The 24,388-nt window shown below is 68.0% G+C and carries 21 protein-coding genes; 10 read left to right on the top strand and 11 right to left on the bottom strand.

What is annotated here, in order from left to right; all coding sequences use genetic code 11:
* Nucleotides 1-2,565 carry an efflux RND transporter permease subunit gene (locus tag KEG38_RS10670; protein ID WP_272419148.1) on the bottom strand — a complete coding sequence of 855 codons (2,565 nt, stop codon included), beginning with the start codon at nucleotides 2,563-2,565 and terminating at the stop codon, nucleotides 1-3.
* A gap of 275 nt (nucleotides 2,566-2,840) precedes the next feature.
* Here KEG38_RS10670 and KEG38_RS10675 point away from each other — a divergent pair, with 275 nt between their 5' ends.
* The 4 genes from KEG38_RS10675 (at nucleotide 2,841) to KEG38_RS10690 (ending at nucleotide 7,540) form a co-directional block, all read left to right on the top strand.
* A complete protein-coding gene (locus KEG38_RS10675; protein WP_272419151.1) occupies nucleotides 2,841-3,737 on the top strand; it encodes a CDP-alcohol phosphatidyltransferase family protein in 897 nt (298 codons plus the stop codon).
* Nucleotides 3,734-5,605, top strand: a complete 1,872-nt coding sequence (locus tag KEG38_RS10680) for an ArnT family glycosyltransferase (RefSeq protein ID WP_272419152.1) — start codon at nucleotides 3,734-3,736, stop codon at nucleotides 5,603-5,605. Before KEG38_RS10675 ends, KEG38_RS10680 begins: the two co-directional genes overlap by 4 nt.
* A 505-nt stretch (nucleotides 5,606-6,110) precedes the next feature.
* Nucleotides 6,111-6,659: a hypothetical protein gene (locus KEG38_RS10685; RefSeq protein ID WP_272419154.1), complete on the top strand. Its 549-nt coding sequence runs from the start codon at nucleotides 6,111-6,113 to the stop codon at nucleotides 6,657-6,659.
* 8 nt (nucleotides 6,660-6,667) lie between these two features.
* Nucleotides 6,668-7,540 carry a hypothetical protein gene (locus KEG38_RS10690; protein WP_272419156.1) on the top strand — a complete coding sequence of 291 codons (873 nt, stop codon included), beginning with the start codon at nucleotides 6,668-6,670 and terminating at the stop codon, nucleotides 7,538-7,540.
* Between the two features lie 9 nt (nucleotides 7,541-7,549).
* Here the strand turns inward: KEG38_RS10690 and KEG38_RS10695 are convergent, their stop codons facing one another.
* From KEG38_RS10695 to KEG38_RS10715, 5 genes are all read right to left on the bottom strand, one after another.
* A complete protein-coding gene (locus KEG38_RS10695) occupies nucleotides 7,550-8,191 on the bottom strand; it encodes a hypothetical protein (RefSeq protein WP_272419158.1) in 642 nt (213 codons plus the stop codon).
* 7 nt (nucleotides 8,192-8,198) lie between these two features.
* Nucleotides 8,199-8,789: a hypothetical protein gene (locus KEG38_RS10700; protein ID WP_272419159.1), complete on the bottom strand. Its 591-nt coding sequence runs from the start codon at nucleotides 8,787-8,789 to the stop codon at nucleotides 8,199-8,201.
* Nucleotides 8,790-8,884: 95 nt separating this feature from the next.
* Complete coding sequence (locus tag KEG38_RS10705; protein ID WP_272419160.1) at nucleotides 8,885-10,246, bottom strand: sigma 54-interacting transcriptional regulator; 1,362 nt, start codon at nucleotides 10,244-10,246, stop codon at nucleotides 8,885-8,887.
* Nucleotides 10,247-10,253: 7 nt separating this feature from the next.
* Nucleotides 10,254-11,687, bottom strand: coding sequence for a serine/threonine-protein kinase (locus KEG38_RS10710; RefSeq protein WP_272419161.1), 1,434 nt, complete (start codon nucleotides 11,685-11,687; stop codon nucleotides 10,254-10,256).
* The gene (locus KEG38_RS10715) at nucleotides 11,684-12,613 is read right to left on the bottom strand and encodes a hypothetical protein (protein ID WP_272419162.1); all 930 of its coding nucleotides are present in this window, start codon (nucleotides 12,611-12,613) and stop codon (nucleotides 11,684-11,686) included. Before KEG38_RS10715 ends, KEG38_RS10710 begins: the two co-directional genes overlap by 4 nt.
* A 136-nt stretch (nucleotides 12,614-12,749) precedes the next feature.
* Here KEG38_RS10715 and KEG38_RS10720 point away from each other — a divergent pair, with 136 nt between their 5' ends.
* The 4 genes from KEG38_RS10720 (at nucleotide 12,750) to KEG38_RS10735 (ending at nucleotide 17,062) form a co-directional block, all read left to right on the top strand.
* Nucleotides 12,750-13,160 carry a hypothetical protein gene (locus KEG38_RS10720; RefSeq protein WP_272419164.1) on the top strand — a complete coding sequence of 137 codons (411 nt, stop codon included), beginning with the start codon at nucleotides 12,750-12,752 and terminating at the stop codon, nucleotides 13,158-13,160.
* Nucleotides 13,161-13,285: 125 nt separating this feature from the next.
* Complete coding sequence (locus tag KEG38_RS10725) at nucleotides 13,286-14,608, top strand: fibronectin type III domain-containing protein (protein WP_272419166.1); 1,323 nt, start codon at nucleotides 13,286-13,288, stop codon at nucleotides 14,606-14,608.
* Nucleotides 14,609-14,785: 177 nt separating this feature from the next.
* A complete protein-coding gene (locus tag KEG38_RS10730; protein WP_272419168.1) occupies nucleotides 14,786-16,132 on the top strand; it encodes an extracellular catalytic domain type 1 short-chain-length polyhydroxyalkanoate depolymerase in 1,347 nt (448 codons plus the stop codon).
* Between the two features lie 78 nt (nucleotides 16,133-16,210).
* The gene (locus KEG38_RS10735; RefSeq protein WP_272419170.1) at nucleotides 16,211-17,062 is read left to right on the top strand and encodes a hypothetical protein; all 852 of its coding nucleotides are present in this window, start codon (nucleotides 16,211-16,213) and stop codon (nucleotides 17,060-17,062) included.
* A 3-nt stretch (nucleotides 17,063-17,065) separates the two neighbouring features.
* Here KEG38_RS10735 and KEG38_RS10740 read toward each other — a convergent pair whose 3' ends face one another.
* From KEG38_RS10740 to KEG38_RS10755, 4 genes are read right to left on the bottom strand one after another with little or no spacing between them, the layout of a single operon-like run.
* Nucleotides 17,066-17,830, bottom strand: coding sequence for a hypothetical protein (locus KEG38_RS10740; protein WP_272419172.1), 765 nt, complete (start codon nucleotides 17,828-17,830; stop codon nucleotides 17,066-17,068).
* Between the two features lie 40 nt (nucleotides 17,831-17,870).
* Nucleotides 17,871-18,482: a hypothetical protein gene (locus KEG38_RS10745; protein ID WP_272419174.1), complete on the bottom strand. Its 612-nt coding sequence runs from the start codon at nucleotides 18,480-18,482 to the stop codon at nucleotides 17,871-17,873.
* Between the two features lie 17 nt (nucleotides 18,483-18,499).
* Nucleotides 18,500-19,573 carry a type IV pilus twitching motility protein PilT gene (locus KEG38_RS10750; protein ID WP_272419176.1) on the bottom strand — a complete coding sequence of 358 codons (1,074 nt, stop codon included), beginning with the start codon at nucleotides 19,571-19,573 and terminating at the stop codon, nucleotides 18,500-18,502.
* A complete protein-coding gene (locus KEG38_RS10755; protein WP_272419178.1) occupies nucleotides 19,573-21,429 on the bottom strand; it encodes a type IV pilus twitching motility protein PilT in 1,857 nt (618 codons plus the stop codon). Before KEG38_RS10755 ends, KEG38_RS10750 begins: the two co-directional genes overlap by 1 nt.
* A 106-nt stretch (nucleotides 21,430-21,535) precedes the next feature.
* Here KEG38_RS10755 and KEG38_RS10760 point away from each other — a divergent pair, with 106 nt between their 5' ends.
* A complete protein-coding gene (locus tag KEG38_RS10760; RefSeq protein ID WP_272419181.1) occupies nucleotides 21,536-21,826 on the top strand; it encodes a hypothetical protein in 291 nt (96 codons plus the stop codon).
* Nucleotides 21,827-21,950: 124 nt separating this feature from the next.
* Nucleotides 21,951-22,685, top strand: a complete 735-nt coding sequence (gene ung, locus KEG38_RS10765; protein WP_272419183.1) for a uracil-DNA glycosylase — start codon at nucleotides 21,951-21,953, stop codon at nucleotides 22,683-22,685.
* On the opposite strand, the gene KEG38_RS10770 is transcribed toward ung, so the two are convergent.
* The gene (locus KEG38_RS10770) at nucleotides 22,664-24,163 is read right to left on the bottom strand and encodes a serine/threonine-protein kinase (protein ID WP_272419185.1); all 1,500 of its coding nucleotides are present in this window, start codon (nucleotides 24,161-24,163) and stop codon (nucleotides 22,664-22,666) included. The genes ung and KEG38_RS10770 overlap by 22 nt on opposite strands.
* Between the last annotated feature and the right edge of the window lie 225 nt (nucleotides 24,164-24,388).

Consider the following 24,388-nt stretch of genomic DNA (forward strand, 5'->3'; position numbering starts at 1 on the left):
TCAGGCCGCCTGACCGCCGCTGCCCTCGGCCGAAGGCGTCGCGTTTTGCGCCGCCTTGCGCCGGCGGTCCAGCCACACGAGGAACGCCGGCAGGATCAGCACCGCGGAGAGCAAGCAGGCGATCTCCCCGACCGCCGCCGCCAGCCCGAAGCTCGCGATCCCTTTGTTGATGGAGAACATCAGCGCGAAGTACCCGATGCACGTGGTCATCGAGCAGAGCACGAGCGCGCCGCCCGTCTCCGTGAAGACCCGATCGAGCCGCTCACCGCCCTCCGAGAGATATCGCTGCATCAGGTTGTGCGAATACTCGGCCCCGATCCCGAACGTGATCGGCAGGACGATGAAGTTCAAGAAATTGAGCTTGATGCCCCGCAGATGGAGGAACCCGAGCAGCATCGACACGCCGAAGAGCCACGGGACGAACACCCCGAGCGACTGCGCGCTGCCCCGGAACGCAATCAGGATGATCACCACGACCCCGATCGCCGCGAGCCCCACCGCCTTCGGCGCGTCCTCCACCACGGCCTGGATCATGTCCGCATAGATGACCGCGCGGCCCGACCCCTTGATCACGTCGCCGTTCGGCAGCGTCGTCGACCGGAAACTATCGGCCCAGCGGATGAGGTAATGCGCGTCCCACACGCTCTGGCCTTGCTTCGGCACGATGTACACGATCCGCCCGCGCGTCCCGTCCTTCTCCGTGAACGGCCGCGCCACGGTCTCCGGCAGATTCGCGATCGCGATCGGCTTCAGGTTCTCCGCGGGCATGTACGGCCCGATCTCGGCCCAGTCCGCGTCCGAGATCAGGTTCCGCTTCCGCGCCTTTTGCACGATGCGCCGGATGTCCTCGACGAGCGGGATCTTTCGCTCCTGCTCCTTCGGGATCAGCGAATGGATCGTCACCACCTTCTCGAACGGTTTCGCGTCGGCGGGCGCCGCATCGAGCCGTTTTTGCAGCTCCGTTTCGAGCAGCGGGACCTGATCCAGGCGGTCCGTCATGACCGCCATTCCGTCCTGCGACATCCGCCCGACGATGTACCCCACGCGCACCGACAGCGACAGCGCCGCGCTCTTGTCGCGCCGCTCGCTGCGGATGTTGCGCATGTCGTACTCGATCGGATCCTTCGTCAAATACCGATAGGTGAGCCCCACCGAGATGAGCCCCACCACGACGCCGATCGCCCCGAGCGTGCGTGGCGCCGCCTGCGCGAGCTTCGCGAACAGCACGCCGTAATACCCGCGCGCCTTCGTCTTCTCCTTGCTCGGGAAATACACCGGGCGCACCCGCTCCGTCGCCGCGAGCAGGGCCGGCGTGAAGAGGTACGTCGCGAGCCAGCAGAGCAGCATCCCGTAGGCGCCGATGACCCCGAAGTGCTTGAAGCCCCGGAAATCCGTCAGCATCAGCGAGCCGTACGCCAGCATCGTCGTCGCCGAGCCCGAGAGCGTCGGCAGCCACGTGTCCTTGTGCGCCGCCTCGATCGCCCCCTCGACGTCGGCCCCATCGTCACGGCGCGCCTCGAGATACCGCGCCATGTACATGATGCCGTAGTTGATGCCATTGCCGGCGATGATCGTGACCAGAAAGCCCGTCGAGCTGTTCAGGTATCCGATCGTGAAGTACGTCAGGCCAAACGTCCACACGAGCCCCACGAGCAGGCTACCCGCCATCACGAGCACCGTGCGCACCCGCAGGAAGAACAAGAGCACCGGCACGAGCACGCCGAGCACGCCGCCCACGCCGACCTCGCCGAGGTCACGCACGATCGCGTCGTACTCCTCGCCGCTGATGACGAGATCTCCCGTGTATCCGACCTCCATCGTCGCATCGAGCTTCTTCGGGTCGATCTCCGCGACGATCCCTTCGACCTTGCGCCGGAGCTCCTCGCGATCCGCCTTCTTCGACAGGCTCGTCCGCGCGATGACGGCGGCGAACTTGCCGTCGGCGCTCATGTAATACCCGTTCGGGTGCGGGCCTCGATCGATCTCCGCTTGGCTCTTCGGTTTTGCCGGCGCTTCGCCCGCCTTTTTCCCCGTCAGCCGCTCCTTCAGCGATGCGGCGGTGATCGGCGGCGGTGGATCCGCGTCGTCGAGCAGGAGGCCCGTTTCCTTCTGGACCTCGTACTCGTACCTCGCGACGACCTCGTCACGCGCCTTCTCGAGGTCCGCGACATCCGCGAAGAGCAGCTTGTTCTCTTCGACGAACTTCTTCGTCTCCCCCGCGCTCCAGTCGACCTGCTCGACCCACGGTTGCCCGAGCGCCTGGAGCTTCGGCGCGAGCGCGTCCACGAATGCCCTGAGGGCCGCCTCGTTTTTCCCGTCCGCGATCTCGGCGGTGATCGTCAGCGTGGTGATGCCCGAGAGGCGCGCCGACACCCGGCGCATCTCGATCACGCTGTCCTTGTTGTCGGGCAATAACTCCGAGAAGTCGGGCCGAAAGCCGATCTTCGTGGCGAAGAAGCCCGTCGGCACGAGCGAAAGCAGGGCGAAGAGAAGGACCAGAAAAGGCCGACGCGCCTGGAATCGACCGAGGGCGCGAAGAGGCCGGGGGGAGGTACGTTCGTGCATTGGAAAAGCGCGTCTCGGCGCGGGATCCACGGCCGCCGGACGCGGCAGGATAGTGCACGCCGGAGAGGGCCTGCAAGCCCGCGGGCCGGAAAGCCCCGGCGGAGAACGTGCTCGCCGCTACCTTGCCTACGCACCGTCCTCGGGGGCGTGAACCACGTTCACACCGTGTGCCGTGCGGCGACGGTTTCTTTCCGTCGTCCTTCATGCCAAATGGGGCCTCGCTCGCGCCTCCCCCGGGCGCGCGGCAGACCTCTCCTTCTTTTGCGTTCCAAGCGATGACCATCCGCCTCAGCGACGTGATCAAATCTCCCGACGTGGAGGACCCCGTGAACCTCCACGTCCACCGGCCGCTCCAGCTCCTGCTCGCGCGGCCGCTCGTGAAGACCTCCATCACGCCGAACCAGGTCACGTTCCTGTCCCTCTGCGCGGGCCTCGGCGCCGCCGCTTGCATCGCCTGGGGCAGCCTCTACGTGCGGCTCGCGGGTGCGCTCCTGCTCTTCGCGTCGGCCATCCTCGACGGCGTCGACGGCATGATCGCGCGGCTGAAAAAGACCTCGTCCGAGACGGGCCACGCGATCGACGGCGCCTCGGACTACGCGGTCAACATCACCACGACCCTCGCGGCCATCTACCACCTCGGGCAGACCTCGGGCCGCCCCCTGCTCGCGGCGGCGCTTGGCCTCGGCGCGCATCTTGCGTGGGCGCACCACCTCATGCTCTACGATTTCCACTGCGCCCTCTATCTGCGCTTCTACTCGGGTGGCAAACACCAGGGCGGTGATCGCGAGCGGGCGCAGAAGACGCTGGAAAACGTGCGGCAGGGGGGCTCGCTCTTCCAGCGCGTCCTCATGACGGTCTTCGTCTGGCAACTCGGCAACCGTCAATCCTTGCTCGCCAAGGTGAGCCCTCTTGGCGTGCGCCTCTCGGAGCGACCGGCCGATGACGCGTTCGGCAAGACGTACGTCGCGACGCACCGCGCGCCCATGCGGTTATGGGCGCTCTGCGGCAACGCCCCGCACATGGATCTGATGGTCCTCGCCATCGTGCTCGATCGTTTCGAGGTTTATTTCGTGCTTCGTATCGTGGTCTTCACGCTGATCGCCCTCTTCGCGACCGTATGGGAGCGCCGCGTCCTTGCGAGTCACGCCGAGCCTGGCGAGGTCCTTTCGTGACGACGGCGCTCACGGCCCAGGAGGAGAAAGCCGCGCCCTCGGAAGAGTCCCTCGCGCGGGCGAAGGTGCGGCGCGCGGTCGCGTTCGTCGCGCTCTTCACGGCGATCTTCTACATCCCCTCGCTTCGCTGCGGCTTCTTCGCGGACGACTGGCTGCACCGGCTCGCGCTCGATCAGTTCCCGGACATCTTCCGCGAGCACCTGAACCTCTTTGGCCTCATCCGTTCGACGGAGGAGGTCGTCGCATTCAAGAAGTTCGGCCTCGCGCCCTGGTGGACCGATCCGGACATGCGGATCAACTTCTGGCGCCCGATCCCGTCGATCACGCACTGGCTCGAGTACCAGCTCTTCGGCCACAGCGCGATCGCGGCGCACCTCATCAACATCGGGTTTTACACGGTCACCGTTTTCCTCGTCCACCGCCTCCTCGCGCGTTACCTCTCGCCGTCCCGCTGGCCGCTCGTCTTTGCGGTCGCCGTCTTCGCGCTCGACGACGCGCACGCCCTCAACATCGTGTGGAGCGCGAACCGCAACGAGACCGTCGGCGCGATCTTCGTCCTTGCGTCGCTGCTCTCATTCATCCGGTACCGCGAGGGATCGGGCCGCGCTTTCGCGGGCCTCTCGCTGCTCTCGTACACCTGCGCCCTGCTCTCCAAGGAGTCGGGCTTCGTGCTCCCGCTTTTCGTGCTCGCGCACGTCGTGGTCTTCCCTGAGCGCCCCGGACAACCCTTTTTCGCGCGCATTCGCCCCCACCTCGGCATGCTGGCCGGGTTTTTCCTGGTCAGCGTGGCGTTCATCGTCCTCTACTTCGTGGTGCTCGGGCACGGCGCGAACTCGGTCTATTACATCAACCCGCTGAAGAACCCGGGCCTCTGGGCCGAGCATTTCTTCCGGTCCGGCTTCTTCCACGCCGTGATCCTCGCGACGGGCGTGCCCCTGCACGTGCTCTCGAGCACGCCCGTGCGTGACTATCCGCTCGCGGCGCTCGCGCTCGGCGTGGTCACGGTCGGCTTCTGGACGCTCGCGTGGCGCTGGCTCCGGAACGACAGGCCGCTCCGCTTCTTCGTGCTCACGATGGTCGCGGGCCAGGTCATCGTCACGACGAGCTTCCCCGACCCGCGCAACCTCTTCTTGCCCTCGATCGGCTTCGCCTACATGGTCGCGCGTGTCCTCGAAGAGGCCGTGGCGCGTTTCCCCAAGGGCCGCCCGTATCGCGCCGTCGCTGGCACGCTGGTCTTCTTGCACCTCGTGCTCGCGCCCGTGCTCTGCCAGGTGTGCATTTACATCGTCGCCACGTTCGACGGCCGTTTCCGGGTGATCTCGGACTCGCTCGCGAAGTCGATCGATTACCGGCGTTTGCCCGAGGACAAGCTCGAGGTCTACTTCCTGAACTGGCACCAGCGCGAGATGACCGCGCTCTACGGCCTCTACCTCCGCCGCGTGCTCCCGACGGGCGTAACCGATTACAAGCCGATCACGCACAACCCGAACATCTCCTACGTCGACAAGCTTTACCAGGGCCTCGGCGGCGAGCGGATCCATTACTACTCGCTGTCGTACGTGACGGGCGAGGTCGACGTGGAGGTCCTCTCGGAGTACGAGATCGCGGTTCGCCCGAAGCAGGGCCATTTCTTCCCGACGCTCTTCGAGCAGCTCTACACGACGGGCAAACCGTGGCGGGCGGGGCAGGTCTTCGAGCCCGGCACGCACCGCGCGACGATCGAGGAGGTCTCGCCGGCGGGGGAGGTCCTGAAGGTGCGCTTCACCTTCCCGGAGCCCCTGAGCTCGCCGCGGTATCGCTTCATGAAATGGGACGGCGAGCGATTCGTGCCGGTCTCGTTCGTGGCGGTCGCCGGGCGGAGCGATTGAGGCTCAGCGCCGTCTGCGCTCGTAGACGGCGCCGCCGCTAGCCGTACCTCGACGGCCCGGAGCCGTACCTTGACGGCCCGGAGCCGTACCTTGACGGCCCGGAGCCGCTTCGAGACGGCGCCTCGCGTTTCCCTCGACGGCCCGGAGCCGTACCTTGACGGCCCGGAGCCGTACCTTGACGGCCCGGAGCCGCTTCGAGACGGCGCCTCGCGTTTCCCTCGACGGTCCGGAGCCACTTCGAGACGGTCCGAAGCCACTTCGAGACGGCCCCTCGGGTTTCCCTCGACGGCCCGAAGCCGCTTCGAGACGGCCCGAAGCAGCTTCGAGACAGCGCGGAGCCGCTTCGAGACGGCCCGAAGCCGCTTCGAGACGGCCCGGAGCCGCCCAGGGATCCCCGTGTCCTTTTCGGACGCGTTGCATCGGCCGCAGCGCCCGCCTTCGCACACGTTGGAGGCGTGTTGGTAGGATCTCCCTGGTCTCGTCGTCCCGTCGATCGTGAGGCGAGGTGGCCGAGAGCACAGACGCGGATGAAGTCAAGGGGGAAGCGGGTGGAGAGATGAGCCGGCGGGACGTGGGGGGCGTGGTTCGAGGGACGGGGATGGTGAGCGCCACGGCCGTGGCGGCGCTCACCCTGGCGGGGTGCACGTTCGGCGATGAGCCGATGGAAGCGCCCCCCAGCAGCGTCATCAACTGGCCGCAGGACAACTGCGTCCCTGTGGAGTGCTTACGCGAGTGCTGCAATGGGTGGCATTGGAGTCCAACACCCCTGTTCCACGGGGGATCCGTCATAGCCCAAGAATGCGGCACCTACCAAAACAGGCCGGAGTACCTGGAGTACGAAAACCTGATGAGGGAGGACTGGAACCAGTGCATTCAGGAATTTGCCCACTTCGAAGGGGGGTTATGCACGGTCATTTACCCGCCCGACGTCATAAGAAAGATCAACCCTGATGGCACCCGCGAGTATTCGGGGTTGAAACTCTCGGTGTGCCCGCCGAGGGGCCAGAAAGCGGCACATCCACTGGAAGGAATCGAGTTCACCTTCCAGGAGTGAGCGAGATCGTGGTCTACCGCGCCCGTACCTTTGCGACCTTCACCGTCATCGCCGGCCTTACCGGTACCTCGGCTGTCGTCGCCCAGGAGGATCCCTGCGCGGCACCCGTGAAGCCATACAACGGGTTCTGGGGCGGGGGTCAGGTCCAGGTGAGCAAGCGCGTGGCGGGGATTCCAGTCCTCGCTACGGCGCGGTTCTCGTACAGGGAGATACGGTATTCGACCTGCGGCGGCGGGAGGGCTGTACTGCCCCCAGGGGTCGGCCAAGCGAGCGTCATGGTTGGAATCCCGCTATTCAACAACCGTCGAGGTGGGTGGGTCCTGCAAATGGCCGCCCAAGGACAGGGCTCGCAGAAGGCGGGCGATCCCGTCCGGGGGACGATCACCGGGGCGCCCGCCACGGCCGGCCACATCAACCTCTGGGAGACGCCGCTGCCGTTGATCCAGCTCACGGGAGCAGTGTCCGCGGCGATCGTGCCGCAATCGCCGGATATTCCCCTGTCGTTCGCGTATCTCGGAGGGGTACGGGTCTATCCTCTCCACGGTAGGCACACGCAAGCGAACCTGGGGATGACGATCGGCGGTAGCAACGCGGCCGTCATGCTCGTCCCCTCCCTCGCGTTTCGGGTCAGCGACCTCGCGATATGGGGCTACAAGGTGGCGATTGGCTTCGAGTTTCGCTCGCCCATCGAGCTGGCCAGCGCCCCCACGCCCTTCCGATGGCGGCTCTGGGGTGCCTTGACCTTCTTGCTCGACGAAATGAACGATGGGAGGGATGACCGCTTCCATGGAGCGCATGACGCCTCGCCTCGCTTCGATCTGGTCCGTTCGCCCGCCGAAGCCGCCCCACCCACCCAGACGCCCTGGGAAATGACGTTATGACCAATTCGTCTATTCGCTGGGCAACACATTTCGCTTGCGGCATTCACTGACAACACTATCCCTCCACCGTTCCATTTTTTCTCTGCTCATCAGGCGCCGATTGCTCTCGGACTCCGCGAGTCTAATCCTTTCTCCTTTGTTGATCTCGTCCTCATCCAAATGCCCCGGGAAGTCTTCGAACTCGGCGCACTTGTCGAAACTATTCACCATGTACTCATCGACCCCGCCCGTCTCCACGCATCCCGAGTGATTCATGAAGACGCTCAGCATGGTGATATGGTCCATCATGGTGCCGCAGACATGGGCATTGACCAAAGTCGCGCGGACCCTGCATTCCTGGACCTCCTTTTCCAGCGCCTCGACCTTGGCGGGGCTCTCCGCCCCCGCGTCGTTCGCTTCTCCCGCCGTAGGAACGACGGTCGGGATCACGCGAGGCCTCGAGAGCTCCGCCCATTCGCGCCGACACGCCTTGAGCTCTCTCTTCACCTCCTGCGGATCCGGCGCGGAAGCCGCGCTCGTCTCCGGGGCCTTCGGCTTGCGCTCCCGCGTCGCCCAGCCGAAAAGCACGCCGCCACCAAAGGCGAGAGTCAAGACGCTCGCCGCCGCGAGGAGAGGCACCCGAAGGCCCGCGCTCTTGGGGCGTTCATTCATGCCAACCTCATAAAGGCCTCGGAGCCTCGGGCTCCGTCGTGCTCTTCGGCGTCTCGGTGCACGTCCAGACGAACTCTTTCAGGCGGCGGAGCACCTCGTCTTCCGGAAGGGTCTTGTGAATCCGGATCGCCTCGGAGACGAGGCTCGACTGCTCCTTCGTGAGGTCATTCGATCGAAAGTCCTCTGGGACGTCTGCCAAGGTGGCACAATGCTCGAAGTTCTCCTCGATGAGATCCGCGGCCCTCGACTTGGGCCCGCACCACCTTCCATTCTGCGGCAAGGACAGGAGCGCGCGGTACTGACGAGCGGCCGCGACGCAGACCTCCGCGCTCACCACGACCTCGCTCTTTCTGCACTGCGCGAGCTCGGCTTCGAGCTCCAAGGCCGTGGCGATTCGCTCGCCCGCGTCTTCTGGCGTATCCCCCGGAGGCGCCGCAGGGGCCGATGAGGTTCCACGCGCCCCCGAACGAGCCGCCACTTTCTCTCGGCACGCAGCCAGATCTTGCCGATCCGCTTCCTCCGCGGCGCGCTCCAGCCCGGTCTTCCGCTTCGTCTCGGTCTTCGTCGTCGGCGCGCTCCGCTCCCTCCGCTCCAGCATCGTACGGCTGACCCAAACGCCGGCCCCAAAGGCAGGAATCAGCAAAACCGCTGCGGCAATGCCGGCGCCCCTCCTGATTCTCTGCGCCTCCTCCATCACGCCCCCTCGTCACTCGCCCGGATCCCGAGCCGCGCCGCGAGCCGTTGCAAAAACCTCCGGCTCACGCCCGCGAGCTCCGCCGCCCGCGTCACGTTCCCGCCCGTCTTTTTCAGCATCGCCCGCAGATACACCTCCTCGAACCGCTCGGTCCACGCCTGCCGCGCGTCTTTCAGCGGCAGGTGCAGCGGCACGAGGTCATCGAGCTCGGCGTGCGGCCGCTCCACCGAGGGCGAAGGCGCCGAGGGCGGCCCGTGTGGCGAGACGAACCCGAGCGAGACGCTTCGCTCGATGAAGTTCCGGAGCTCGCGCACGTTGCCCGGAAAACTCCGCGAGGCGAGCAGGCGCAAGAAATCCTGCGGCAAGGGACCCGCGCCGGGGGAGAGTTTGTCGTAGAAATGCTGCGCCAGGAGTGGCACGTCCTCCGGGCGCTCGCGCAAGGAGGGCAGGGAGACCTCGACGACGGCCAGCCGATAATAAAGATCCTCGCGGAACGTCCCCTCGTTCACGCGTCGCGCAAGATCCCGGTTCGTCGCGGCCACGATCCGCACGTCGACGCGTTTCGCCGTATTGCCCCCGACACGCCTCACCGTGCGGGTCTCGATCGCCCGGAGCAGCTTCGCCTGGAGCGCCAGCGGCATCTCGCCGATCTCGTCGAGGAACAACGTCCCTCCGTCGGCCTCCTCGAACACGCCGCGCCGATCCGAGGTCGCGCCGCTGAACGCGCCGCGCATGTGCCCGAAGAGCTCGCTTTCGAAGAGCGCCTCCGGAATGGCGCCGCAATCGATCGGCACATACGACCCCGCATTCCGCCGCGACATCGCGTGCACCGATCGCGCGACCACGTCCTTGCCCGTTCCGGTCTCGCCCGTCACGAGTAGCGTCGTATCCATCGGCGCGACCCGCTCGAGCACTGCATAAAGCTGCCGCATCGGCAGGCTCGCGCCCACGAGCTCGCCGAACGAGGTTCGCGGCGAGACCTCGACGAACGAAGGCGCGTCCCCCACGTCCACCCGGATCGACGTCGCCCCCACGCGCAGCACCGTGCCCGCGGGCACGTCCGCGTCGCGGATCCGCGCCCCGCCCACGTACGTACCATTCGTGCTGCCGTGATCCTTCACGGTCATCGTCCCCGCGCGGACGCGGAGCTCGCAATGCATGCGCGACACCGTGGGATCCGTGAGCACGAGGTCGCAGTTGCCCGCCGTTCCGATGCGCGAGAGTGAGGCCTGTACGGTGACCCGTTTGCCCCGGTCCTTGCCCTCGACGACGACGAGGTCGACCGACGGAAGTCTGAGCCCCGTCACCGGCGCCGGGACACGCGTCGTGGAGCCTTGCTCGAAATCGTCGAAATCGCTCATGCGGCTCTCACTTTGCGTAGGGGTTCGGCGGCAGGCGGCTTTTGGTCTTGCCGGTGGCGGTCGCCGTGGATTTCGGGCGCGCGGGGCTCGGCGCAGAGGCGGGAGCGAAAGCGGAAGCGGGAGCGGGAGCGGAAGCGGGAGCGGGAGCGGAAGCGGGAGCGGGAGCGGAAGCGGAAGCGGAAGCGGTCACGGAAGCGGAGGCGGAAGCGGTCGCGCTCGCGGTCACGGAAGCGGTCGCGCTCGCGGTCCCCGTTTCTTCGTGGTTCTTTCTTCCAAACAGGAAAACGCCTCCGCCCACGGCCACCATCAACACCGCCCCCGCCACCCCCAAAACGATCCCGCGCCGCGGCTCGTTCGCAGGCATCGCCGCGATTTCCCGCGCCAGCATCTTGTGGGTCGTCGTCTCCGCGACGGCCACCTCGTTCCGCGGCGTCGCGACCTCCAACATCGACGCCGACGGCGCGCGCACCGAAGGCAAACCGAGCTCCGAAAGCCTCGCGCGCACCTCCTTTCGCCGCTCGGCCAGCGTGTCGCCGACGGTCTCCCGCACGACCCGCGACACCTCCGCCGCGCTTGCGAAATACCCCGCGCGCCTTGCCGCCTCTTCGAGCGCCGCGGCAAACTCGTCCGCGCTCTGAAATCGCACCGCCGGATCCTTTTCGAGCGCCCGCCGCACCACCGCGTCGAGCGCATCCCCCATCTCCGGCAACACCACGCTGATGAGCGGCGCCTCCTCCTTGAGCGCGCGATCGAGCGCCTGACCCTCGTTTTGGCCTTTGAACAGGCGCTTGCCCACGAGCGCCTCCCAGAGCACCACGCCCATCGCGAACACGTCGACCCGTGCGTCCGGACGCTCGCCCCGGATGTATTCGGGCGCCATGTACCCGACCTTTCCCTTGAGCGTGCCCACCGTCGTCGGCGCGCGGGAATCGTCCTCCGCTTTCGCCACGCCGAAATCCGTGATCTTCGAGACCCCGTCGAGGCCAACCAGAATGTTCTGCGGCGACACGTCGCGATGCACGAGCCCGAGTGGCCTGCCCTCGTCATCCGCGAGCGCGTGCGCCGCCGCGAGCCCCGCGCACGCGTCGAGCGCGATACGCACGACCACGCCCGGCGCGAGCCTTTGGCCGGCGCGCCCCGCGGCCGCCATGAGCTGACCGAGCGACGCGCCCTCGACGTAGTCCATGACGAGCTTCATCGACGCGCCCGTGAGCTCGACGTCCCGCACGTCGACCACGTTCGCGTGGTGGATCCGCGCGGCGATCTGCGCCTCGCGGACGAGCGCCTCGCGGAAGCCGGGGTCTTCGAGCAGGTGCTCGTGCGGCCGCTTGATCGCCACGAGCTGCTGAAAGCCGAGCGGCCCGCGCAGCACGCCGACGTACACCGTCGCCATGCCGCCGGAGGCAATCTTCACGAGCGGCTCGTAACGAGGGGCGCTCACGGCAGGGATACGGAGACCTTGGCGACGCCGCCGCCGGGCTGGGTTTCAAAGGACAAACGAGCGGACGCCGGCTCGTCACCGCCGCCGAACGAGAAGAGGCCGAGGGGGATGGTCGCGAGGCCGAAGACGGCCGTCAGACCGACGAACACGTTCGTCCGGACCTGCGCGCCTTCCCCGTCGCTCGCGATCCCACGGCAATCGCTCGGGGCCGCGGGGCCGGGACACCCGCGCGCCACGAAGTCGTCGTGCAAGCCCTTGGTTTGCAGGCCCGACACGGTGAGCGCCGCGCCGGACGCCACCGTCGCGCCGAGGCCCACGAAGAACCACACGGGCGAACGTCGACGTGATCCATCCGCGGGTTTCTGCGTATCGGGCGGACGTTTCGGCGTGACCGTGAGAGATGCGCCGGCGGAGACCTCCGCCGCAATCTCCTCACGCGCGGCGCCTTGCTCGATCGTCACCACACGCGGACCCGCGCGCACGTAGCGTTCCTCGTTCGCCTCGAAAGGCGCGCCGTCGACGGACACACGACATGCCCCCGGACAAATCACGCGGAGTTTTCCCACGCGTGCCCCGAAGCGCGCGCGTGCCGTGCGCGCGAGCTCGACGAGCGTTGCATCCTCGCTCCGCGCGGACGCGCGCGCCGCGAGCTCCATTCCGAGCACCGGCTCGTCGCCTTCGATCGCGGCCCGCAGCGCCGACGCGAGCGCCACGGGGTTCGGCAGGAGCGCGTCGGCGCGGGCAAGCTCCCGCGCGGCCGTCGCCATGTCGCCGCGCTCGTAGGCGGCCGCGCCGCGATCGTAGGCCGCCTTCGCCTCGGTCGCGGCGTCGGGCTCGGCCGCTCCGCTCGTGGTCACGCAGAGGAGCATGAGCGCGGCTGCGGCGAGGGCAAAGGTCATCCGGCCGTGCGAGCGCTCGCGTCGCATGAGGGCCCGAGCCTACCACAAGACCCGGTGCGCAGAGCGTCCCGGATAAACGTTTGCCGTGGCAACGCTTGGCGGCGGCGGGCCTCTCTTGGTAGCCTGCCCGTTCGTGTCCCCCGTCCCTGGTATAACGCGCTGCGTGATCGTCCTTTGCGCCACGATTTCTGCGTTCGTGGCGAGCTGCGTATACGACTGGGAGGTCGGCGCGCCTGCGTCGACGGACGCCGGCCCGGGGACGGGCGGCGCGGGCGGCAGCGGCGGCGGCGGCGCCGATTGCGCGGATCTGCTGGCCGACCTCGACGCCGCGCGGATCGCGGCGAAGTCGTGTGTCCTCGGCGCCTCGGGGCAGTGCGCGGAGAAGGTCACGGACGAATGCGGCTGCCATTCGTTCGTGAAGGCCGGCGGCAGCGCCGAGGCGCAGAGCTTCGCCGCGGCGGTCGAAGCGTTCCTTTCGGCCGACTGCAAACCGTCGTGCGCGGGAGGCTGCTCCGTCGTGGTCTCGGGGATGTGCCTCATCGTGGGCGGCCAGGGTCCGTACTGCACGCCTTGAACTTGTTCGTCCTGTAAAACGTATCCGTTCCGCAGCGAAACGGGTCTCCCGACAGGCGCGAATCTCCGTGCGGCGAGCACATCCTGCGACGATGTGGCAGATGGTGTGTTCGAGGGGAGGGATGTATGCGTTCCATTCGCAAGGGGACGGGTGCATGCGTCGTGACCATGTTCCTGGCTTCGTGTGGGTATGAGGATTGGTTCGTCCGGACGGACGAATCGGCCCATGCGCATGCCATCGGGGTCGCCACGTCCGCGATCGCGACGGTCGAAATCGGGTGCCGCCCGGCCGAGACGTTGCGCGAGCTCGCCACGTGTATCCGCGACACGATGCCGAGATCGGGGTCCGAGGGGTACATCGCGCCGTCCGCCACGGCCCTCGCCGATCTCCGCACGGCCGTGTCGCGCATGCTGAACGGACATTGCGATTTTGCTCTCGGGGCGAGCATCGCCCCGGTCATGGATCTCCGGACGTTCAGGGACGTCGAGAACGGCAAGACGTATTGCGTGCTCTTGGAGGACACCGACGCGAACGGCGACGGCGTCGTGGATCGAGGCTGGGGCACGTTCATCGTCGACCCCACCGCCTCGCGCGAGGTCTCGCACCAGGCGCCGCACCCGCTCGCGGATCTCGATACCGACATCGAGGCCATCGAGATCTTCAAGCGAACGGATTCGCGGAGCTTCCTCCTCTGCGGCGCGCATCGCAATGCAAATGCGACGCGTGCTTGCGATGCCGACTACCAGAAGGCGGATTGCGCGCACGACACGGCGGGCCTGTTCTACGCGGCGTCGCGCGAGATCTCCGCGTTTTACGGCTCTCGCTCGCATCACCAGGTGCAGTGGCACGGCATGGGGACCGACACGTGCCCGGGCGTCACGGCGTACATCTCGCCAGGCCTCGCGAGCGCGCCCGCGGCGAACGCTCTCGTGCGTACGCTCGAGGCCCAGGCCAAGGCCACGAATCCGACGTGGAACGTCACGCTGCCCGGCAGCGGCACCTGCGGGCTGAACGCCACCGACAACGTCGAGGGGCGATTCTTGAACGGCGTCGTGATCAACCAGGTGTGCAGCACCGCCGCGACGGCCGCCAGCGGCGCCTTCATTCACGTCGAGCAGAAGCGCGAGGCGCGCGACCCGCTCCTCTGGCTCACCCCCGTGACGCGGACCTTTCCCATTCCGGACGCCACGCCGCCGACCTCGCTCGCCGCCGCCGCGACCCTGGGTCGCATCACGTTGTCCTGGGTCGCCTCGAATGGCGCGAGCCGCTATGAGGTTCGGCGCAGCCTGGTCAACGGTGGCCCGTACAACGTCTTGGCGAACGTCTCCGCCACGAGCTGGGTCGATACGAACGTGGTCTCACGTACCCAGTATTTTTACGTGGTGGCTGCGGCGAACTCTCGCGGCACGAGCGCGCCTTCGAGTCCGGCCAGCGCCCGCGCCCTTTGACCTCGACCTGCCTGCGTCACGCGTGACGCCCCCCTCTGCCGGGACCGGGTGCGACGCGCGTGACGCCCCCCCGGGCCATTTCCCGCGAATTTTCGCGAAGACCGCGGCGCTGCGTCGTGGCATGCCGCCTGCTCATGGGTCGTCTCCGACCGCCCCGGAAACCAAGGAGAACGACCCATGCCGCGCTCGATGACCCGCTCTGCTCTTTTCGCCCTCGCCCTCGTCACCCTCGGCGCCGGTTGCCTCGGCACCCCCTCGGACGACGGCGAAACGCTCGACGGTCCCATTGCGACCGACGCCTCGGGCCTCACGACCGTGACCAGCTTCGGCACGAACCCGGGCAACCTGAAGATGTACACGTATTCCCCGGCGGGCGTGGGCGCGGACGCGCCGCTCGTCGTCGTGATGCATGGCTGTACACAATCGGCGCTCGATTACGTCAAGGCAGGCTGGAACAGCCTCGCGGACACGTGGAAGTTCCACGTGATCTACCCCGAGCAGCAAACGGCAAACAGCAGCACGCGTTGTTTCAACTGGTACGAGCTCGGCGACATTCAGCGTGGTCAGGGCGAGGCGCTCTCGATCAAGCAGATGGTCGACTGGATGAAAGGCCAGGTCTCGATCGACGACGAGCGCGTCTTCGCGACGGGCCTCTCGGCGGGCGGGGCCATGACGGCGGTCATGATCGCGACGTACCCGGACGTGTTCTCGGGCGGCGCGATCGTTGGCGGCATTCCGTACCGCTGTGCCGCGGGCTCGGCGGATCTCACGAAATGCATGGGCGGCTTCGATCGCACGGCGACGGTCCACGGCGACGCCGTGCGAAACGCGGTGCCGGGTTACGTCGGTCCGCGGCCGAAGGTCTCGATCTGGCACGGCACGAGCGACATCGTCGTGAAGCCGCTCAACGCGACCGAGCTCGTCGAGCAATGGACGAACGTGCACGGCGTCGACGCGACGGCCGACGCGACGTGGACGGTCGACGGCGCGTCGCGGAAGGAATACCGCGACGCGAACGGGGAGACGGTCGTCGAATCTTGGTCGATCCCGAACATGGGCCACGGGACCCCGGTCGACCCCGGATTCGCCGCGGCGGGCGGCTGCGGGACCGCGGGCGCGTACATTCTCGACGTCAATCTCTGCTCGACGTATCGTATTGGCCAATTCTTCGGCCTCGACCAGGGCGTGCCGGGTGGCGGGACCGGCGGCACGGGCGGCACGGGCGGGACCGGCGGGACCGGTGGCACGGGCGGCACGGGCGGCGCTGGGGGCACGGGCGGGACCGGCGGAACGGGCGGGACCGGCGGCAGCGGCGGCAGCGGCGGCGACCCCGCCCCGGTCTGCGAGGAGTTTTACGAGGGAAACTATTACCACGTGCAGAAGGGGCGCGCGGTCGTGTGCGGCGCATTCAACAGTTATGCGTGCGCCGTCGGCTCGAACCAGAACCTCGGCCTCAACAACGTGCTGCCCACCTGGATCCGCAAGACCGGCCCGAATTATTACGAAGCCGGCCGGTGCCCCTGAGCATCGCCGCCCTCGTGCTCCTCGGGGTGACGAGCCGCGCTGCAAAGCGTACAATCTCGTCCTCCGAGGAGCGCAGGCATGACCTATCGTGATGAAAGAGATGCCCTCCGCGGGCGGATCCAGGGCCTCGAGCAGGACCTGGACGAAGCCCGCAGGTCCCAGCAGACGGCCGAGGAGAAACGCGCGCGCATCGAGCAGATCGAAGGCCGCATGCGCGAGGCCGAGCAGGATCTGCAAGCCCTGCGGAGCGAGCTCGCCTCGCTCCGGGGAGCGCCGCCGCCGAACAAGCGCGCCCGCGTGTTGCCGTTCCTCATCGGCGGCACGTTCACGCTCTTCGCCCTCGGCGGCGCCTTCCTCGCCATAGTCTACAAGGCGCCGCCGCCGCGCCCACACGAGCGTATCGCCCCGCCCCCCGCGGTCGTCACCGCGCCCGCCCCTCCCGGAGAACCGCCTGGAACGGAGGCGCCCCCTGCGCCGCCGCCCGCGCCCGCGCGTCAGGTCGCGGCGCGCTGGAAGGGCAAGGTCACCCGCGCGAATGGATTGCCGTTCGGCGCCGGCGCCGCCTGCGACGTGGATTCGACCCTCGAAGGCAACGGCGAAAAGGGCAGCGTCGTGGATCTCTCGGTGACGTGCGGCGGACGCCCCGTGTATCGCTCGACGGACCAGCTCGAAGGAATGAGCATGAACGGATACGGCCTCGGCGAGCAGCCGGGCAAGGAAGCCGGGACGTTCACGTACGCCGTGCGATACAGCGACACCGGCACGCGCTCCGGGCCCCGCACGCAGATCTCGCTCGACTCCTCGCAGGGCCAGGGCGCCGTCTGGAGCGACGTCGTCCCGATCTTCCGCGTCGAGTTCCAGCTCCCGACGTTCAGCGCGCCGGTGCGCGGCGAGCGCCTCCTTTCGCCCGCGCCCGCGAAGGAGCCCTGACGCTCAGAACGGATAGACGACCGAGTACAGCCGAAACTCCGCAATCCCGTCGCCGGCGACGGTCGGCTCCGCGGAATCGGCGAGGCTGAAGCGCGCCTCGCCCATGAAGGCGATCCAGTTCTTGGGGCGGTAGGCAAGGCCAAACCCGAGCCCGCCCTGGAAGAGGATGTCCTTTTTCTTGTTCTCCTCGGAGAACGACACGCCGAGCGAGGCGAGGACCAGGTACGGCTGGAGGCGTTTGTCCTCGCGATAAAAGATGAACGTGTTGAAGAGCAGCGGCATGTCGTTGCGATCGATGCCGAGATAGCTGTTGTAGCCGAACTCGAGCTCGAGCTCGAGATACCCTCCGTAGAAGCGGAGCCCGCCCCCGCCGCCAATCCCGAATTCATTGCGGTTGACCATCCAGAGCGACGAGAACCGCCCGGACATGGCGAATCTCGGCCCGTACCCGCCGATCGGCGGGGGGCCACTCTTCGCCGGCGTGGTAGGCGTCACCGGCGGCGTATAGACCGGCGGAGGCGGTGGCGGAGGCGGCGGCGGGGGCGGCGGCGGCATGGTCCACGGCGGCGGGGGCGGCGGAGGCGGAGGCGGCGGCGTGGTCCACGGCGGCGGAGGCGGCGGAGGCGGAGGCGGAGGCGGAGGCGGAGGCGGAGGCGGAGGCGGAGGCGGCGGCGGAGGCGGCTTCATCCCCGTGCCCATCGGCCCCGTCGCATGCACGTCGGGCACCGAGATCATCTGGCTCGTCGCCGCGACCGAGACGACGATCACCGCCGGCAGGAGGCGAACACAGAAACTGGAACGGCGGCGCTCAGAAGACATAAACGACCCCCACGAGCTTCGCCTCGACGAACCCTTCGGCCCCGAGGGGGCCCCCTGGCGGGCCCGGGACGACGTACCCGCCGCCTTTCACCTGGGCGCCCACGGTAAACGTCCTCGTCCGATACCCGACGCCGAATCCACCGCCCAGGTGCCACCGCGTGTCGCGCCCCGCGTCCACCTGACCGAGCGACCGGCCTGCAGAGGCGAGGATGTACGGCTGCCACTTCCCCGACGCCATGTGAAGGAGGAACGACCCGCCATAACTGAGCTCGTAATGGTTCGTCCCGAGATAACGGTCGTAGCCGATGTCGAACTCGACCTCGAGCGGCATGTAGCTCGCCGGCCTCGACGGATACGAGATCGGATGCATGCGGATCACCGCGCCGCCGCCCATCGCGAATTTCCCGCGCGGGATGTTGTAGAGCGTCGCGAACCGCGGGCCGAATCCGAGCGTGCCCCAGTAGACCTCCCGCCCGCGGTAGCGCATGTACGTGGCCTGCGACGGCCCCGGCGGCATGGGCGCGGGCGCGGGCGTGACTTGCTGCGCGAACGCCGCCGCCGGCGCGAGCAGCGAGCCCGCCACGATTGCGAATGCCCCCATTCTCCGTGAGATTCCCATCATCCTCCCGCGAGCCGCTGCGCGACGACCTTCTGGAAGCTCTCCTTGTCGATCGCCTTTTCGAGCGCGACCTCCGGCGAGATCGTCCCTTTTTGCACGAGCCGCTCGAGCGCCATATCCATCGTCTGCATCCCCTGCGCCTGGCCCGCCTGCATGATGTTCGGGATCTGAAACGTCTTGCCCTCGCGGATCATCGCCGCGAGCGCCGACGAGCCCACGAGGATCTCGTGCGCGGCCACGCGCCCCTTGCCGTCCGCCGTCTTGAGGAGCTGCTGCGCCACGATCGCCACGAGGCTCTCGGCGAGCATGCCCCGCACCTGCGGTTGCTCGTCGGCGGGAAAGGCGTTGATGATGCGGTCGATCGTCGCCGCCGCGCTGTTCGTGTGCACGGTGCCGAAGACGAGGACGCCGAAGCTCGCGAGCTGCAGCGCAAGCTTCATGGTCTCGTTCGTGCGCAGCTCGCCGATGAGGATGACGTCCGCGTTCTCGCGCCCCGCGCTGCGGATCGCGGCCGCGAAGCTCGACGCGTGGGGCCCGACCTCGCGATGCGTGACCTGCGACGTCTTCGGCGGGTGCACGAACTCGACCGGATCCTCGATCGTCAGGATGTGGCAGGGCCGCGTCGTGTTGATGTGATCGATCATCGCCGCGAGCGTCGTCGACTTGCCGCTGCCCGTCGGGCCCGTGACGAGCAAGAGCCCGCTGCGTTTGTCCGCGAGCTTGCGGACGACCGGCGGACAGCCGAGATCGTCGAGCGTGAGGATCTTCGTGGGGATGATGCGGAAGACCGCGGCGAGCCCCGTGATCTTGTAGAAATAGTTCGCCCGGAAGCGCGCCTTGTCCTCGTACTGGTAGGCGAAATCGAGGTCGAGCTCGTTCGTGATCTTTTCGCGCTCCTCGGCCGAGGTGATCTCGAAGAGAAGCTCCTCCATCTCGGCCGTGTCGAGCGGCGCGTCGCGCAGTGGCACGAGCTCGCCGCGCGCGCGGAGGAGCGGCGGATACCCGACGCCGAGGTGCAGGTCGCTGCCCTTTTTCGCGAGCAGCTCGTCGAAGAGCCGGTCGATGCGGGCCACTACGCGCCTCCCTTCTTGCCGAAGAGCGCGCCGGCGCGCCCGAGCAGGCCCTTGTTCGCCTCGGGCTCGGCGGGTTTGGGCGGCTCGGCGGGCGCCGCCTGAGGAACTGCCGACGCGCGTTTGCCCGCGAGCGCGGCTTCGAGCTCGTCCGGGGCTTCGGCGACGAGCAGCGCGTCTTCGAGCGAGGCCTTGCCGGCGCGGACGAGATCGGCGAGCGAGTCGTCGAGCCGCACGATGCCGAAGCCCTTGCCGCGCTGTTGCAAGCTCGGGATCTGCCAGGTCTTGCTCTCGCGGATGAGGTTCCAGAGGGGCACGGATCCGGGGAGCATCTCGGCGGCGGCGATCATGCCGGGGCCGTCCTTTCGCGGCAAAAGGCGCTGGCTCACGACGAGCCTGAGGCCGCCGGCGAGCGTCACGCGCACCTGCTGCTGATCGCCGGGCGGGAAAAGGTCGATGAGCCGATCGATGGTCTTCGCCGCGCTCGGCGTGTTCATCGTGCCGAGCACGAGGTGCCCGGTCTCGCTCGCGGAGAGCGCCATGCGCACGGTCTCCGTGTCGCGCAGCTCGCCCACGACGATGACGTCCGGATCCTCGCGCAGCGATGCTTTGAGGGCCGATTGAAAGTCCCGCGTGTGCGATCCGACCTCGCGCTGGCTCATCATGGCCTTCTTGCGCGGGTGGACGTACTCGATCGGGTCCTCGACCGTGATGATGTGGTGCGAGGTCTCGCTGTTGATGATGTCGACGATGGCCGCGAGGGTCGTGGTTTTCCCGTGCCCCGTGGGCCCGGTGATCACGATGAGGCCCTGGTGATGGCGCGTCGCCAGCGCGATGGCGTCGGGCAGACCGAGCTCGGCGAGCGTCGGGATCTCCCGCGAAACGAGGCGGAACGACGCCTTGAGGCCGGTGCGCTGGCGCGTGACGTTGACGCGCGAGCGGCCGAAACGTGGATCGTCGAGCGCGAAATCGCAGGAGCCTTCGATCGCGAGCTGGGCGCGCAGGCGCTCGGGGATACGTGACTCCAGCATGCGCTCGAGGGCCTGCGGCTCGACCTCGGGGCCCCGCGGCAGGAGCTTTCCACCGATGCGGAGGAGCGGCGGCCGGCTCGCGACGAGGTGCACATCACTCGCGCCGTCCGCGCGCGCCCGGAGCAGGACGTCATCGAGCGCGAGCGCTGCGAAATGGGCGGCGCTCGCCGCGGCCGCGAGCAGCGTGGGGTCGGCCGGATCGTCCAGCGTGATGGCGAGGCTGTGCGGACGCGGCGTGTCTTTCCGCGTCCGCGCGGGCGCGGGCGGGCGGTCGTCGTCGAGATCGAGCTCGAACGAGGGCGACGCGGTGATCACGGGCGCCGCCGCGGTGATCTTCTCCGCGGTCGGGAGCGTGGCCTGCGCGGGCGCCTGCGGAGGCGCATCCTCGTTGAGGTCGCTCCACGAGAACTCCGACGGAGGTGCGCCCGGCTTCGACGGGCTCGCGGGCGCGGGGCGCGCGGGGACGGGCTGGAGTGGCGTGGGTTTCGGCGCGGGGACGGCGGAGGCGGCTACCGTGCGTGGATCCTGGGCGAGCCGCGTCAGCCGTGCTTGCACGGCGTTCGGGTTGCGCACGGCCGCGATGGCGATCGGGCCGATGCCGTCGACGCGGCAGCCCCACTGCACGGGCTTCGGGCCGAGGTTGTCGACGTGGCGGCTGCCTCCGGCCGTCGTGAGCATCTGCAGGATGTCGTCGGACGAGAGGATTTTCCGATCGATGATCTCGTAGACGCCGCCGATCTTGACGCAGGGATTTCGGCCTGTGGCGAGGGCGATCTCGGTGACGTCGGGCCGGAGGAGGTTCTCGAGCAGGGCTTTGAGCTGGGACATCGCGTTGGCGCAGCGCGGGGGAGGGTCATCGTACCGGACGGCTCGATGTTTCGGCAAGGACGGCGCCGTGCGCGATACAATCGCTGTACGATCGCTCGGGTTCGCCATGGTACACGCCCCCTTTCTCGCCGCGCTGCTCTCGGCCCTCGCGGGCGTGATCGAGGGCTTCGTGCTCGCGATCCTCGTGGCACATCACCAGCACCCGCACGGCGTGAAATCCGGCGTGTCATTCCTCGTCTACCTCCTCTTCGGCGCGTTGTTGGGCGGGATCACGGGCGCCATCGCGGGGGTCTTCCTCCCGCTCGGCCGGGCCGTGGGCGTGGGCGCGGCGGCGTGGCCGCTCGTGTTCGGGATCTTGTGGCTCGTCACGCAGACCGCGGGAGGCAGGCGGGCTTGATCGCGGGCATTCCGCAGAAAATGGCAGGGTTCGTCCGGGCGCACCTGCCCGCGGGCCCTTTCGGCGGCGCGTTTTCGTGGTTCGAGGCGGTTCCACCTGGCCAAACCCGTCGCGATGCCTTACGATGCGACGTGTTCACGTCATGAAGATCGATTTGCCCCGCTCCTGGCGAAAGGTCCTCGCGGACGAGCTCTCGCGCCCCTCGTTCGCCGAGCTCGCCGTGTTCGTCGACGAGGAGCGGAAAAACCACGAGGTTTTCCCGCCCGAGGACGAGGTGTGGAATGCGTTCAAGAAAACCCCGTTCGAGAAGGTCCGCGTGGCCCTGCTCGGCCAGGACCCGTACGTCGGCAAAGGGCAGGCGCACGGGCTCTGCTTTTCGGTTTGTCACTCCCAACGCATCCCGCCCTCGCTCGCCAACATGTTCCGCGAACTGCGCGAGGACATTCCCGGCTTCGAGGTGCCCGACCACGGCTGCCTCGAGCCCTGGGCCGAGCAGGGCGTCTTCCTGCTGAACACCATCCTCACGGTGCGGGCGGGCGAGGTGGGATCCCACCGCGGCAAGGGCTGGGAGACATTCACGGACGGCGTGATTTCGGCCCTCTCTGCGCGAAAAGAACCGGTCATTTTCGCGCTCTTCGGGGCGCACGCGCAGAAAAAGGCGCGCCTCGTGGACGCCTCGCGGCACCCGATCATCAAGACCGGCCATCCTTCGCCGCTCTCGGTGCGGAGTTTTTCCGGGACGAGGCCGTTCTCCGCCATCAACGCGGCGCTGCGCTCGATTGGAAAAACCGAAATCGATTGGAGGTTGCCGCCGCGCCGAGAGCTCGGCGCCGCCGCTCAGGCGTCCGGCCTGCCCTGACCCGAGACCATCGTGAGCGAGGGCTTCGAGCGGCGTGTCGAGGCCCGCCGGACGATCGTCAAGCCGGGCGGCCCCGGTTCGAGGAAGAAGCCGCCCGCGCTGCCGCTCAGGCCCTCGATGGCGGCGTCCGTCGCCGCGAGCGCGTCCACGTTGCCGCGTGGCGCCCACGCCTCCGTGCGCGCGAGGTTGCCCGAAGCAATGTCGAGCTCCGACGCGAGGCGCACGTTCACCGCGTCCACGTGCACGGCCACGTTCGCGTGCACCGCGCTCCCTTCGTCCTGCTGCTGCAGGGCGGCGTGGAGCGTCAGGGCAAACTGCACGGCGGAGCGGCGCTCGGTCTTCGCGTGCACCGGATCGGCCGAGAGCAGCTTGAGCCCGAGGAGCTGCGTGCTCGTGACCGTGGCGAGCAGGAAGCCGCCCGAGCGCATGCATTCCTCGGCGCGTTCGAGGGTCTGGGCGAGGGCCGTGACGAGCGATTCGTCGGCCTCGTCCGCGCCCTCGGGGAAACGCAGATCCACATGGATCCCGACCGCGCGCCGCTCCGCCTCGGCGCGGGCCGTCTCCTCGGATCGGCCTGCATGCACGGCTTCGCGGAGGGTTTCGAGGAAGGCGCCCACGGATTCGAATCGGCGATCGGGCTTTTTTTCGAGGCACCGGAGCACGATGGCGTCGAGCGCGGGGCTCACGGGGGCGCGCTGGCTCGGGCGTGGCGGCGGCGCCGCGAGGTGTTGCTCGACGAGGCCCTCGTGCGCATTCGATTCGAAAGGCGCGCGTCCCGTGAGCAGGACGTGCAGGAGCGCGCCGAGCGCGTAAATGTCGGTGCGCACGTCGATGGGACCACAAAGAATCTGCTCGGGCGCCATGATCGAGGGCGTGCCGAGCTGCTGGCCCATCGAGGTGAGCCCGGCCCGGCCCGGCTCGGGTGCGAGCAGCTTCGCGATCCCGAAATCGAGGAGTTTTACCACGCGCGGCGGGCCCTCGCAGATCATGATGTTGCTCGCCTTCACGTCCCTGTGCACGATCCCGGCCTCGTGCGCGACGGCGAGGGCGGCGCAGACGGGCTCGAGGATTGCGAGCACCTCCTCGGGCGCGAGCCTGCCGCGCGCGCCGAGGTAATTGCGCAGCGTCGTGCCTTCGAGGTATTCCATCACGTAATACGGGGTGCCGTCGGACAACGTGCCGAGCTCGTGGACCTTCACGATGTTCGGGTGGTGGAGACGTAGAATGACCTCGACCTCCCGCACGAATCGCTCGGCCATGCGCGGCAGCGCCATGAGCGCCGGGTGCATCACCTTGATGGCGACGCGCCCGCCTTGGATGCGGTGACGCGCGCGATACACCGATCCGTGCCCGCCTGACGACGCGAGCTCCTCGATCACGTGGTCCCCGAGGATCGTCCCTGCCCGAAGCTCGCCCGAGCGCCCGATTTCTCGGACCTTGCCGTGCGGCAGCGTGGTTTTGTCGTTCTTCCCCCCCATGGCCTGCCCCCTGCTCTCCGTCCTCGAACAGTGCGCCTGAATTCGTAGGAATCAGCGAAAACGGAGATTAATCAGGATAGCACGTCCCGCGCGGCTCCGCGCGTCCACGAGCGGAATTTTCCTGCGTCTACGAGCGATTTCATAATGGCGGTGTCGCGGACGGAGCGGCGGTGTGCTCGGGCACCTCTTTTTCGACCCGCTGCATTTTCAGTCTCTGCACTCTTT

It is taken from the genome of Polyangium jinanense, assembly GCF_028435265.1.
Lineage (GTDB): Bacteria > Myxococcota_A > Polyangia > Polyangiales > Polyangiaceae > Polyangium > Polyangium jinanense.